The 13,063-nt window shown below is 49.6% G+C and carries 9 protein-coding genes and 1 tRNA gene; 5 read left to right on the forward strand and 5 right to left on the reverse strand.

Going from position 1 to position 13,063, the window contains the following annotated elements; translation table 11 throughout:
- Positions 1 to 2 precede the first annotated feature (2 nt).
- The 3 genes from GJR95_RS17705 to GJR95_RS17715 all read left to right on the forward strand — a co-directional run bounded on the left by GJR95_RS17705 (position 3) and on the right by GJR95_RS17715 (position 4,174).
- Entirely contained in the window at positions 3 to 1,313 is a 1,311-nt protein-coding gene (locus tag GJR95_RS17705; protein ID WP_162387127.1) for an MFS transporter, read from the forward strand.
- Between the two features lie 56 nt (positions 1,314 to 1,369).
- Positions 1,370 to 1,444, forward strand: a tRNA-Val gene (locus tag GJR95_RS17710).
- Between the two features lie 492 nt (positions 1,445 to 1,936).
- A complete protein-coding gene (locus GJR95_RS17715; protein ID WP_162387128.1) occupies positions 1,937 to 4,174 on the forward strand; it encodes an ELWxxDGT repeat protein in 2,238 nt (745 codons plus the stop codon).
- A gap of 107 nt (positions 4,175 to 4,281) precedes the next feature.
- On the opposite strand, the gene GJR95_RS17720 is transcribed toward GJR95_RS17715, so the two are convergent.
- The 4 genes from GJR95_RS17720 to GJR95_RS17735 all read right to left on the reverse strand — a co-directional run bounded on the left by GJR95_RS17720 (position 4,282) and on the right by GJR95_RS17735 (position 10,320).
- Positions 4,282 to 5,604: an MFS transporter gene (locus tag GJR95_RS17720; protein WP_162387129.1), complete on the reverse strand. Its 1,323-nt coding sequence runs from the start codon at positions 5,602 to 5,604 to the stop codon at positions 4,282 to 4,284.
- 104 nt (positions 5,605 to 5,708) lie between these two features.
- Entirely contained in the window at positions 5,709 to 6,494 is a 786-nt protein-coding gene (locus GJR95_RS17725) for an SDR family NAD(P)-dependent oxidoreductase (RefSeq protein WP_162387130.1), read from the reverse strand.
- Between the two features lie 76 nt (positions 6,495 to 6,570).
- On the reverse strand, positions 6,571 to 7,629 hold the full coding sequence (locus GJR95_RS17730; protein ID WP_162387131.1) for a sugar phosphate isomerase/epimerase family protein: 1,059 nt from the start codon (positions 7,627 to 7,629) through the stop codon (positions 6,571 to 6,573).
- Positions 7,630 to 7,761: 132 nt separating this feature from the next.
- On the reverse strand, positions 7,762 to 10,320 hold the full coding sequence (locus GJR95_RS17735; RefSeq protein WP_162387132.1) for a DUF7133 domain-containing protein: 2,559 nt from the start codon (positions 10,318 to 10,320) through the stop codon (positions 7,762 to 7,764).
- Positions 10,321 to 10,619: 299 nt separating this feature from the next.
- Between GJR95_RS17735 and GJR95_RS17740 the strand changes: the two genes are divergently transcribed.
- The gene (locus GJR95_RS17740) at positions 10,620 to 11,375 is read left to right on the forward strand and encodes an SDR family NAD(P)-dependent oxidoreductase (RefSeq protein ID WP_162387133.1); all 756 of its coding nucleotides are present in this window, start codon (positions 10,620 to 10,622) and stop codon (positions 11,373 to 11,375) included.
- Between the two features lie 85 nt (positions 11,376 to 11,460).
- Here GJR95_RS17740 and GJR95_RS17745 read toward each other — a convergent pair whose 3' ends face one another.
- Entirely contained in the window at positions 11,461 to 12,189 is a 729-nt protein-coding gene (locus tag GJR95_RS17745) for a carboxypeptidase-like regulatory domain-containing protein (RefSeq protein WP_162387134.1), read from the reverse strand.
- A 305-nt stretch (positions 12,190 to 12,494) separates the two neighbouring features.
- On the opposite strand from GJR95_RS17745, the gene GJR95_RS17750 reads away from it, so the two are divergent.
- Entirely contained in the window at positions 12,495 to 12,998 is a 504-nt protein-coding gene (locus tag GJR95_RS17750; RefSeq protein ID WP_162387135.1) for an META domain-containing protein, read from the forward strand.
- The last annotated feature ends 65 nt before the right edge of the window (positions 12,999 to 13,063 follow it).

Consider the following 13,063-nt stretch of genomic DNA (forward strand, 5'->3'; position numbering starts at 1 on the left):
AAATGAAAAACGTCCCCCGTATCCTGACAGCCTGGACCATTTACGACTGGGCTAATTCGGTACATTCACTGGTCATCGTATCCAGTATTTTCCCCGTTTATTTTTCGGCCACCGCCCTCAACGAGGCTGGTGGCCCGATGATTGATTTTCTAGGGCTTTCGATCAAAAATTCGGTCCTCTTTTCGTATACAGTCTCGGCGGCTTTCCTGTTTACAGCCCTGCTGTCGCCTGTTTGCTCGGCCATTGCCGATTATAGCGGGCGCAAAAAAACGTTCATGAAGTTTTTTTGCTATATGGGGGCCATCAGTTGTAGTCTACTCTATTTTTTCACGAAGGAAACGACCACATTCGCCGTTATCTGCTTCTGGCTTAGCCTGATTGGCTGGAGTGGCAGTATCGTTTTCTACAATTCGTACCTTCCCGACATCGCCACCGAGGACCAGTTCGACCGGGTAAGCGCGCGCGGTTTTTCGATGGGCTACATTGGCAGCGTTGCACTGATGATCCTGAATCTGCTCGTGATCCTTAAACGCGAGTGGTTTGGTAATATCTCCGAAGGGATGGCCTCTCGAATCGCTTTCCTGACGGTCGGGCTATGGTGGATCGGTTTTGCGCAGATTCCGTTCAGCCGACTGCCCGACGGCACAAGGAAGGCAAAAAAAGCGGGCAATTACATTCTGAACGGATTTAAAGAACTGCGCCACGTCTGGGCTGAACTACAGGACCGACCACTGGCCAAGCGGTTTCTGGTTTCGTTTTTTGTCTACAACATGGGTGTTCAAACGGTCATGTACGTAGCAACCATTTTCGGGAGCGACGAGCTTAAACTACCGGGTCAAAGCTTGATTATTACGATTTTGCTCATCCAGCTGGTTGCCATTCCTGGTGCCTATGGTTTCTCCCGATTATCGGAACGATTGGGAAACACCTACGCCCTGATGACGGCCGTAGTCATTTGGATTGCGATCTGTACCTGTGCCTATTTTGTACAAACCGAATCACAGTTTTTTGCCCTTGCCGCCGTTGTTGGGCTGGTTATGGGCGGTATTCAATCACTCTCCCGTTCGACCTATTCCAAACTGATTCCGGCATCGAATGATACCGCTTCGTATTTCAGTTTCTACGACGTGACCGAAAAATTATCCATCGTATTTGGCACCCTGGTTTACGGCCTGATCGAGCAGGTAACGGGCAGTATGCGCAACAGTGTTCTGGCCCTGTTAGTCCTGTTTGTGATCGGGTTTGTGCTTTTAATGCGAATTCCATCACAAAAAATTTACGGTGTACGTTTGGAGAACGCAGAAGTTTTGTAAGTTTGCAGCCCCGGAAGCAAGTAATAAGTCGTTAGCCGGGACTTACTCATTCGCAAAGGAGGTTAGCTCAGTTGGTTCAGAGCGCTGCTTTGACAGAGCAGAGGTCAGCGGTTCGAGCCCGCTACTTCCTACACAGAGGGCTGGTCACGTAAATTCGTGACCAGCCCTTCTTTTTTTATCACTGTCTTCCCAATTGGCTCCGTTTTCTACATCGGCAGAACGAGTTACACTCGCCAACAACATGCAGGTGTAAATCAGCACTGGTTGCCATGTTCTCTCCTTATCACGGTTTTTCTCTGGCAATTCCTCTGCCTACAACCGTTAATTATGTTCAAATAGTCACCTGTTGTTCTGTCAAATCCTCCCCTTATACATCGTCGGTAACGGATCAGAAACTCCCCAACTACTTTTGTGAAGGGAGTTAGCTGGTTCTAAACGCATCGCAAGGACGTACTTTATTACAACGCATGCACTGCGACAACGAACTTTCTCTTTAAATTGATGCGGCAAGGCAGGCGGGCATAGCATTTCTTTCTGTTAATACCTATTGCCTGCATCCAGATTACCCAGATACCTATGGATGGCGATCCTAATCAAGTATAATTTAAAAATCACTTACCACGATGAATGTGTTCTACAAGCAGCTATTTATCCCATTACTGGTATTATTACTCGCAGCCAACTTCGCTGGCCACGCCCAAACCCGCATCAAAGACATAAGGCCAGGAGCTAGCTCGTCTTCTCCTGAACAACTCACCAGCATTAACGGTACCCTGTATTTTGTCGCTGATGATGGTATACATGGCAAAGAACTCTGGAAATCGGACGGCACGGAGCAGGGCACTGTGCTGGTTAAGGACATTACAATAGGTGTAGAAGACGGGCAGGTTCAACACCTGACAAATGTAAATGGGACATTATTTTTCAGCGCTAAAATTGTCAGCGCGTTCGGGCCAGCCAATGAGCTTTATAAATCGGATGGTACATCCAATGGCACCGTCGAATTGTTAGACGGACAAAGCAATAAGGCTGAAAGTAAAAATCCGGACAATCTGACAAATATGGGTGGTATACTCTACTACACCAATACACTATCATTGGGAGGCTATGGCTACACCAATCTACTGAAATCCAATGGAACCAATGCGCCTGGTACTGGACGAATTAACTATCTGCCCAGCGATCCGCCTAACTTTTTCAAAATCTCGCAACTGACAGTTCTGAACAGTATCCTTTATTTCACCTATGGCGGAGCCCTCTGGCAATCAGACGGTTCGCAAATGGGAACAGTCAAAGTAAAAACGATTGCTCCAGGCCCCGGAAATATCGAAATCCAGAACATCATTAACGTCAACAATACACTGTTCTTTACGGCCGACGATGGTCAAAGTTCAGGGGTAAGACGGCTCTGGAAATCGGATGGCACAGCCAACGGTACGGTAAAACTCAAGGACGGGATCGGGAATCCGGCCGAAGCCCCAAATCCTGCCAACCTCACAAATGGCAACGGGACCTTATACTATACAAGCTCAATCGCAAAAGGGGGCTATGGCTACTGGGGGCTCTTTAAATCCGACGGTACGGATTCTCCCGGAACCGGCTTTGTTGGGACTTTTATTAAATCGACGGCAGATACGCCACTCAACGATACGAACATTCCATATGAAGCGACCGCAAACCAGGCCTCTTCGCCTTCCAGTCTTATCGAGGTGGGCGGAACACTATATTTCGTTTTCGCCGGTAATCTCTGGAAATCGAACGGCACTCCGTCGGGCACGACAAAAGTAGCGAATGCGGTTAACCCCAGTTTGCTGACAAATGTCAATGGAACCCTTTATTTTCTAAGTGGGCCAGGTTCAATTTATAAAACAGATCCGTCGGCCAATTCAGCGGTAGCTGTTTTTACATCGTCAGACCCTACCTATAACCTGACGAACGTAAACGGAACCCTTTTCTTTACCCATTCTGATCCGGCAAGTTCGGGTGTAGAACTTTATAAACTGGATTCGGCTTCTCCTCCGTCTGACTTTTCAATTACAGGCGTAACGAACGTGAACTGCTCTTTGCTGACGGCTGGTCTGCGTTCACTGACATTCACCCCGACCTATGCCGGTATCAATGGTCAACCCGTAAGCTTCTCGGTCGTTAATGAATTATCGCCAACACTCAACTCCGGGCCTTATACCCTTAGCTTGTATACTGATAATCCGGTCATTACCTTAAAAGCGACTCAGGCTGGAACGGCTACCGAAGCCAGTTATGTATACAACTGGCTGGCAGCCTGCGGGTCAAATCCTCCACCTTCATCAGACTTTGCCATTTCGGGGGTAACATCCGTCAATTGTGCTACCGTATCAGCAGGTCTGCGTTCGCTGACATTCACCCCGACTTATACCGGTACCAATGGTCAACCCGTAAGTTTCTCGGTCGTTAATGAACTATCGCCCACGCTCAACTCCGGACCTTATACGCTTAGCTTGTATACTGATAACCCAGTCATTACCTTAAAAGCGACCCAGGCTGGAACGGCCACCGAAGCCAGCTACGTCTACAACTGGCTGGCAGCCTGCGGGCAGGGAGCACGAATTGGCATAGAATCTACGGCTACGCTTCAGGTAAAGCTGCTGGGAAACCCGGTGCAACATACGGTGACGGTTGAAGTGTCAGGTGCAGAAGGGGTATCCTTAAACCTATCCTTGACCGATATGCAGGGTAACCTGATTGGCCAGAGCAGGACCGAACAGGCACAGCTGACCGAGCGGTTTCGCTTTTCGGTATCCGACCAGTCGGCTGGAGTCTTACTGCTTCGGGTTAGTACCAATCGTGAAACAAAAACGGTACGAATCGTAAAAGCAAATTGACACGCTAACAGGAAAATACGCGGGAGGCCCGAAAATTGAGGTAATTTTCGGGCCTCCCGCGTATTTTTCCAGGTAAATCAGTTGGCAACTCTTTCGTATTGGACTACTCAGTTCGGTATTTCTGCTTTTGTATTCTCCCGGACAACCACCCGTTCTATTTTTCCAACCAGAAATATGTAAGAACAAGCTCCTACCAATCCTAAGGCGCCGATAAAGACGAGAGCGGGTTTAAAATTGCCCCCTTTTGCGAGATAACCAATAACGATTGGAACCACGATAGACGCCAGATTTCCCATGAAATTAAAGACGCCACCCGTCAAGCCGATTAGGTGTTTCGGCGACAGGATTGACACAAATACCCATGAAATCAAGGCCATGCCTGAACCAAAGAATGCCAGCGCCATGAAGAAAATGATCATGGCGGTATCGTTGGTATAATTGGCTCCGATTATGCTTATCGACAGCAGAAGACCAGCAATAATCGGGGCCTTACGGGCGACACTGACCGAGGTTCCGGTTTTAACCAAATAATCGGATACAAATCCAGACAGGAGTAAACCGGCGCAGGCAGCCAGAAACGGTACTGAAGCCAGATACCCGGATTTAATAAAGTCCAGACCCCGATATTGCACCAGATACGTCGGAAACCAGGTAAGAAAAAACCAGAGTGTGGCATTAACGGCAAACTGGCCAATGTAAACACCCCATAAGGTTCGGCTGGAAAAGACCTGACGCAAATTTGCCCAACTCCACACGGTTTGTGACGTTCCGGATTTCTTCCCCCTGAACAGACCTCCACCTTCTTCAATATAAGCTAATTCAGCCTCATTAACCCCCGAATGCTTCAGCGGGTCACGGTATAACAGATACCAGATCACTCCCCACACGATACCGACCAGGCCGGTGCCAATAAACAAACCTTTCCAGCCCGCATACGCTTGAACGGTCACGAGAACTGGCGTCAGAAATGCGAGTCCGATGAACTGCCCGGAAACATACATGGAGATAGCCGATGCCCGCTCATGATCGGGGAACCAGCTGGTTACGATCCGGTTGTTGATGGGGTACGATGGAGCCTCAAATGCACCGGTTGCCAGCCGAAGGGAGAACAAACTGGCGAAGCCTTTGACAAAGCCCTGACACAGTGTTGCTATAGACCAGGTAATCAGGCAGAACGCATAGAGTATACGAGGCCCAAAACGGTCAGCAACCAGCCCACCCGGAATTTGCAGCAACGCATAGGTCCACCCGAATGCCGAAAAAACATACCCTAACTGCTCGGGAGCCAGTTGTAAATCTTTGCTTAACGCAGAAGCGGCTACCGAGAGGTTACTCCGATCCAGGTAGTTGATCACAACATTGACGAATACGAGCGCCAGCATCCCATAACGTGCCCGTGTTTTAGGGAAGGATATACCTTGCTGTTTCATTGGTTTGAACGGTTGGTTTAGGTACGTTGACGTGAATTCGGGGATGATGCCACTAGCGAATTTACATTCTGGCAAAGAGGGCAATTGGCTGATCGAAAAACGCGCTATTTAGCTGTCCAGCCGCCATCGACCGTGATCATGGAGCCGACCATGTAGGTTGCGGCATCACTGGCCAGGAAGATGGCAGCCCCCTGAATTTCACGCAAAAGACCCCACCGGCCAAGCGCAGTGGCGCCTACAACAAAATTTTTGGCTTCGTCGGTATGGGCAATGGGTTCATTCATCTCGGTCAGGAAAGGGCCGGGACAGATAGCATTCACGTTGATATTGAACGGGCACAATTCTAAAGCAAGCGCACGGGTCATCTGCACAACGGCACCTTTACTGGCGGTGTAGGGCGTCCGGTTGGCAAGCCCGACCAGGCCGAGTGTACTGGCCAGATTGATGATTTTACCGCTCCCCTGCTGCTTCATATAAGGTGTCACAGCTCTGGAGCAAAGCCAGGTGCCATTCACATTGATCTGCATCACTTTTGAAAAATCCTCCGGAGTTACTTCATCGATTGCACCCCGGATATTGATACCAGCACTGTTGATCAGAATATCGATTTTTCCGAACGCGTCTACGGCCGCTTTGGCCATCCCTACCGTCTGTTTAACATCCGTGATGTCGGCGCTGTATGCGATGGCGTTGATGCCAAAATCGCTCGCTAGTTGATTGGCCGCATCAATTCCCTCCTGCGCATTCCGGTTAACCACCATGATGTTGGCTCCTGCCGAAGCTAATCCAGCTGCCATGGCCAGACCAAGTCCTTTGGAGCCTCCCGTAATAATGGCCGATTTTCCACTCAGGTCAAATTGTTTTATTCCTGGAAGTACTTCTTTACTCATCTGGTTGATTCAGGTTGTTTTTATAGCAGAAAAGTCTCGCCGATGCACCCGATTGGCTGCTCATTGAGATCAATTATTATTTTAGCCCAATATGGTCCTTGCTATAGGAAAGACAGGCGACAATATTGCCTTCTTCGGCCGCAAGCCGGTTATCAGCCGACAATTGCGAGATTCTTGGCAGGGCCGTTTTTGGCTTGTGCTCCCGGACCATGCGAAGCGTTCGGGCCAGGTCGGACCCCGGTACGCTGTCAAACGTAGCCCAGTAATCTGGTTTCAGGCAGGGAATTTCCAGCGGATCACGCGTGATCATTTCCAGATTGAACGTGACAGCCGGATTGTGTTTTTTACAGAGTTCAATGATCGTCGGCAAATCCAGGAGCCCCTGCCCCAATGGCACTTCAGAAAGCAGGAAACCATCGGCATACTCCTCTACGGCCATGTCTTTCACGTGTGTTGTAAACACATACGGCACCAACGTCTGAATGACTTCCATTGGGTCTTCAAGTAGCGCAATGCTGTTGCCGAAGTCCAGCGTAACGCCTATCCATTCGCTGTTCATCTGCTTGATGAGAGCGACCAGTTCTTTGGCTCGCCAGTCCTTGTGATTTTCGACACCGAGTTTGACTTTGTGCTTCCGAAGAACCGGCTCAGACAGTTGCAGGGAAACCAGCGCATTCTTTTTTAACTCCTGAAAAGCCTCGGCGGAATGGTAGGTTTCATAGCGTCGACCCGATGAACATACAGTGCGTAAGATCTGCGCTCCGGCTTCTTTCGCATTGACAACTTCCTGCTCAAATTTTGCGACATCGCCCGGCTTTTTGGGTAAGCCAATCGAGCCTTCCAGATACAGGCCAAGCTTCTCCCGCTTTTCGCGGACCTTTTTGGCAAACTCTGCCGACCAGTCGTTAACCACAACCTGCGCTCCTCCAGCTCCGATCTCATGACAATGGTCGAGGAGATCCAGGGCATTCGCAAAGCCGGGATAGGCAGTGCTGGGTGTTTTTGGGTTCCAGCGACTGGCGTAGGAATGAACCACAATACCCATGCCGGTCGTCTTGAAAAAATCGGGCATCTGGGGCATCGAAAGAGCCACTGCTCCGACACCTGCCTTTTGCAAAAATTCGCGTCTATACATCAGATTACAAAATGGAATATTGAGAACAGTCTTTAGTAAGCAGTTTTCAGCAGGAGGTGGGCAGTCTTTAGTAGGCAGTAGGCAGTTTGCGGTGGGCGATTGACTGCCTACTGGAGTCTGCTCACTGCAAACTTATTTCCCGTTGGCAGAACTGGCTTCAAGCACATACTTATTGAGTTCTTTAGCCGTCCAGGGAACAACCCGGCCCTGTGAGGTAACGCGTGTCATACCCACCACCCGTTTGCCAATTGGTCCGGCCTGATTTCCCCATTCGTTTCTGATATAGGTCAGGATGGCAGTAATAGCCCCATCGTCCATCGTCGAATGAGCGGGCATTACGGGTAAAACATCCGGAACATCATACACTTTACCCGCTACGTCTACCGGCCCTTCCATACCGTGTAAGATGATCAGTGACAGGCGTTTCTCATCGCCCAACACCCAATCAGACCCAATCAATGGAGGAGCAAATCGGTTTAAGCCAGCGCCATCTGTCCCGTGACAACCCGCGCATGTGCTCAGGTAATGCTGCCTTCCCAGTGCAAATTGTTTCTGTTCCTCATCACTTAACAGGCTCTTCTTCACGGAAGCCGTTTTAGCCGCCACATGACCCGGCCACTCGAACATAGCCGATAAGGCACTAAGGCGTGATGGATCAATGCCCGAATTGGCAGTGGTCAGAATTGCGGGCGCCGAAGCCAGTTTTACCGGTTTCAGCTTGCCCGCCGAACCCGCTATCGACATGCCGGTAAGTACCGTTTTATCCTGCCAGCTCAGCGATCCTTTTTTAGCATTCAGTCCCGCCAAAAGTGCTGTGAGTTCAGCCGTGTTTCGCTTCCGAACGACCGATGTCGTCAGCATTTCCAGAAAAATTTCCTTCGATGGATTCTGCGTCTGCCATTGGGGTGATTTCAACAGGGTTTGTAAAAAGGCAAACTCCTGATTAGGCAAGCTACTGATTACGGCATCCCGTATCAAAGCTGTTTCTCCATACCGGTCAACAATGCCCGCCAGCAACGGCTGAGCGGTTTTGGAATCGAGTGCCCTGGCCGAAAGTGCAATCTGTAGAATCTGCTCAATCGGGGCTTTTTCCCATTGGCTTAGGAGTTGCTTACCCAGTTTTTCCTGAATTAGTTTATCTGCTTTCGCAAATGGTTCCAGAAGCCGCAAAGCGGTTGTACTGACGAGTGCATCCGGATCAGAAACCAGTGCCAACAGCAAATCGGGGCTGCTCAGTTTCAGCCCGTCCAGCGTCCATAAAGCCTGAAAACGGCCCAGATTCGATGCCCCCTGCCGCGCCACACTGGCTAATGCATCACGTACGCTTTTGTCGTTGCGTTCAACCAGCAGTCGTTGGGCCATATCCCGATACCAACCATCGGGGTTCGATAGCTGAGCGACCAATTCGGCGGGTGAAGCTGCAGACAATTTTGTTGGTTTGGAGGCCGTCCAGTTCTCTGGAACGATTCGCCAGATTCGCCCACTATGAACAGGCTGAACCAAATGACGAGCCAGCGTCTGTTCTTTCAGGTATGGGGTTACGTAGGCTCCGTGCTGAATAAGGCCCCGGTACATATCGGCCACGTATAAGGCGCCATCTGGCCCGGTAGCGAGATTTACCGGCCGAAATCGCTCATCGGTTGATGCCAGAAACTCTTTTCCCGGATGCGGGTCATGGGCACTGATTAGCAAGCCTTTATCTTCAACAATATTTCGTTTGATCAGATTACCGGCGGGTTCGCAGACGAACACATTGCCGTAAAATGCAGTCGGCAGGGCTTTGCCGCGATAAAAAAGTGGGGAACAGGCGGCAGTAAACTCCTGCAAACGCCCTTCTTTATCCAGGGTTCCGGGTATATAGCCGCGATTAACGGCTGGTGTCGGCCGAATTGGATAGACGCGACGGTCGATCGTCAATCCATAATCGATACCGGTCGTTGGTGTGTGGTTTTTATTGCGTGCCAGATAATTGGGGGGAACCAGATCGGCGTGTAGCTGCGACCAGTTGTAGTTGTAATACAGTCGGCCTCTGTCATCATGACTCATGCCCCACTGCCCACGAAATTCCGTCGAATCTCGCTGCAATTTTCCGTCCATCAGCCGATAGCGAAAGCGGGATTTGGCGTTGTAATACCAGTTATCCATGCTGCGCCAGAGCCCATTTCCCGAATGTTCGGGCAGGCCACCCCCGGCATAATCCTTATCGATTAGTATTTTCGTATCTGCCTTCAGATCACCATTCAGATCTTTGGTCATCCATAAGGCTTTGTTTTCAACGACCAGCGCCCCTCCCGGAACCAAAGCTAAAGCCCTGGGCATGATCAGACTGTCGAGGTAAACTTTACTAACATCCATCTGGCCGTCGCCGTTGGTATCTTCAAGAACCGTTACGCGGCCGGTTGGCTTATTTTCGTCTTCACCATCTATTGTGGTCATAAAACCACGCATTTCTACCACCCAGAGCCTGCCATCTTCATCAAAGGTCATCACCACGGGAGACTGAACCAGTGGCTCAGCCGCGACAAGCTGAATTTTCAGGCCTGGTTCGAGCTGAAAAGTGGTCAGTTCTTCCGCTGGCGTTCGTGCCGGTGACGGTTCGTCGCCCAACAGGCTTCCAAGCTTCGAGGTAAAGCTTACCAGGCAAATAAGGCCAGCACCCAGCAACGAGATATAATAAGCAGGCTTAACCATGCAATAAAGACGACTTTACAAGTTTTCAAAAACGTTCGTTTCACTAGCAATCACTAGGTACATAAAGCTTATAGGGCTTAACAAATACTTCAACTGTTTCTATAAATTTTCCTACAGATCCGTTCATCAAACGAATAGTCATCCTTCATTGATAAAGAAGAGTAGACACGAATCCATCCGGCTTTTACCCAGTAAATGGGTGATTATGGAATTTAGAGGCAGCTAAGTGGCCAAAGTAAGCTCGATAAACCAGTTACCTCAAGGAGCATTGTTGTTCAATTACAAAGGATTAGTTAATCATGTCGAATCGATTTACAAACCAGACAGCCATCGTTACGGGTGGAGCCGAGGGAATAGGTAAAGGCATTGCCAAACGCCTTGCTTCTGAAGGAGCAACCGTCATTTTGTTCGATAAAAACGCGGCTTTACTGGAACGTACCGTAGATGAATGTACCGGACAGGGGTATACCGTAAGCGGACACGCTGTCGATATTTCCCAGGAAAATGACGTTGACGAAGCTGTTCGAACTGTCGGTGAAACGTTTGGTCAACTCCACATCATGGTTAACTCTGCGGGTATTGTGGGACCGACGAACACCAAAATCACCGATTATGACGTAGCTGAGTATGACAAGGTCTACAGCATTAATTTGCGGGGCGCTTTTCTGATGACCAAATATGCGGTGAAAGTCATGGAGGCAGCCAACTATGGCCGGATTCTGCACATGGCTTCTATTGCGGGCAAGGAGGGAAATCCGTTGATGGCAGGTTATTCTTCCATGAAAGCCGGACTGATCGGGCTGGTAAAGGGAGTCGGTAAAGAATACGCCGAAACAGGAATTACCATCAATGGGCTGGCTCCGGCCGTAATCAGAACGGCCATGAACGAGAACACAGCCCCGGAACAACTGGCTTACATGACCGCCAAAATCCCAATGAAACGCCTGGGAACTGTCGATGAGGTAGCTTCTCTGGCAGCCTGGGTCGTTTCCAGAGAAGCCAGCTTCACCACCGGGTTTATTTTCGATCTTTCGGGTGGTAGGGCAACGTATTAAACCTTTCCTGTAAGAGCTGGGGTGCGGTGCCACGGTTCAAAACCGTGGCACCGCACCCCAGCCGCACAAGCTGGCACTATGGAGCTTATTCAGCGACCTCGACGTTTAATTTATAACGTCCCTGGGCACCTGAATAAGCAGGATCGAAGCTAGCCGTTAACGATGAACCATAGGCTCGATCAGAGTCAAGGATACGGAGTCTCAATGGCTTACGGTCAGCGCCATAGCGTGCCGTTATGGTGTATTTCCCTAACGGCACATCATCGATATACATTCGATCGGGTTTTGCCGTAAGCGATTTGCCAGTCATCCCATCCATCAGGGCACCTACTGGCTGTAGTGTCAACTCAACGGCCTCCGTATCGATCCCCAGGCCAACCACCTCAATTTGTCCGCCATAGTAGCCCACATCCCCAAATTCTCCGGTGCGTTCACCGGCAATTTTCAAGCTTAGATTACGAACGGCTCCCTCCGTCCCCGAGAAAGCCACATCGGTCTCTGAATAAAGATCAAGCACATACCGTTTATTGTCGAACTTAATCTCGGTGGTTCCCCGAATGTACCAGGAGCCGGGCGTCAATTCGAGTTTGTAGCGCCCGGATGCGTCGGTTCTGCCCAGGATATTGTGATTATAGTACTGCGTGTTGTTGACGACAATACTGGCATTCGCAATGGGATTGCCCTGCGTATCGACCACCCGGCCACTGACAAAACCCTGTTGTGGGGTTAGATTATCGTTCCCGGCAACTTCTTTTTTACAGGCAGTACCTATCAGGGCAAGGGTGGTTATCAGCAGGAATATTCGTATTTTCATGAGCATTGACTAGCTTGTTTACGGATCAATCGGCAGGATCAACTGTTCCCGTTCGACAAGGCAAAACTGTTTTTTTGTTGCTCTGAAAACCAGCCAATTCATCGTGAAGTGATGAATAATAGGGCCCAATCGAACAAAAACTCCCATGAAACTGCACCTCAGCTTCTCACAAACGGGCTGGATTTTCGCTAAACTGGCAGAAAATAAATGGCTTTTTTTTCCTGCTTTTCCAACCAGCACCTAACCGCCTGACTCTATAGTATAGTTGAAACGTAGTAGCTCACTAAACCGAAACAACTATGATTATGCTAAAAGCAACACGGCATTTCCTTCTCGCAGTACTTGTTGGCCTGTGCTCGTTTAGCTGTACCAAAACTCCTGTTGATTCTGACAATCCGACCCCATCAGCCGGTTTGCAGGCGATGCGGGCAAGTTTTGGTTCGTTAGCTGGCGAATGGGTACTGACTAATTATAAGAACCAACCACTGGCCCCTACTCTACAAAATCGGGCAACTCTCGTACTCAAGAAACAGACAGATGAAACCCTGGAAGCGGGTGGTCGTAGTTTTGTTAACTATTATGGTGGTTCCTTCAGTCTGGACGAGTCGAAAGGGCTGGTCATTTCCACAAACGGCCTGATTTCGACCAAGATGGCGGGTTCAGCCGAAGACATGCAGGCTGAAACGACCTACTATAACAATCTGGAAAAAGCCATCTATTTTGAACTAGCCAATACTGGCCAGCTTCTGTTGTATATTGGTCCCAAGGGTGACGCCAGCACTGAAGTCCTCTATTTCAGCAAGAAGTAATGCAGGCAGTGCGGGAAAAGACAGCGGCCTTATCTCCAGGATAAGGCCGCTGTCTTTTCCCGCAC

This window comes from Spirosoma endbachense, from assembly GCF_010233585.1.
GTDB lineage: Bacteria > Bacteroidota > Bacteroidia > Cytophagales > Spirosomataceae > Spirosoma > Spirosoma endbachense.

Coding starts and splice junctions, on each gene's coding strand:
- GJR95_RS17705 (WP_162387127.1), top strand. CDS start 3: ATGAAAAACGTCCCCCGTATCCTGACAGCCTGGACCATTTACGACTGG.
- GJR95_RS17715 (WP_162387128.1), top strand. CDS start 1,937: ATGAATGTGTTCTACAAGCAGCTATTTATCCCATTACTGGTATTATTA.
- GJR95_RS17720 (WP_162387129.1), bottom strand. CDS start 5,604: ATGAAACAGCAAGGTATATCCTTCCCTAAAACACGGGCACGTTATGGG.
- GJR95_RS17725 (WP_162387130.1), bottom strand. CDS start 6,494: ATGAGTAAAGAAGTACTTCCAGGAATAAAACAATTTGACCTGAGTGGA.
- GJR95_RS17730 (WP_162387131.1), bottom strand. CDS start 7,629: ATGTATAGACGCGAATTTTTGCAAAAGGCAGGTGTCGGAGCAGTGGCT.
- GJR95_RS17735 (WP_162387132.1), bottom strand. CDS start 10,320: ATGGTTAAGCCTGCTTATTATATCTCGTTGCTGGGTGCTGGCCTTATT.
- GJR95_RS17740 (WP_162387133.1), top strand. CDS start 10,620: ATGTCGAATCGATTTACAAACCAGACAGCCATCGTTACGGGTGGAGCC.
- GJR95_RS17745 (WP_162387134.1), bottom strand. CDS start 12,189: ATGAAAATACGAATATTCCTGCTGATAACCACCCTTGCCCTGATAGGT.
- GJR95_RS17750 (WP_162387135.1), top strand. CDS start 12,495: ATGCTAAAAGCAACACGGCATTTCCTTCTCGCAGTACTTGTTGGCCTG.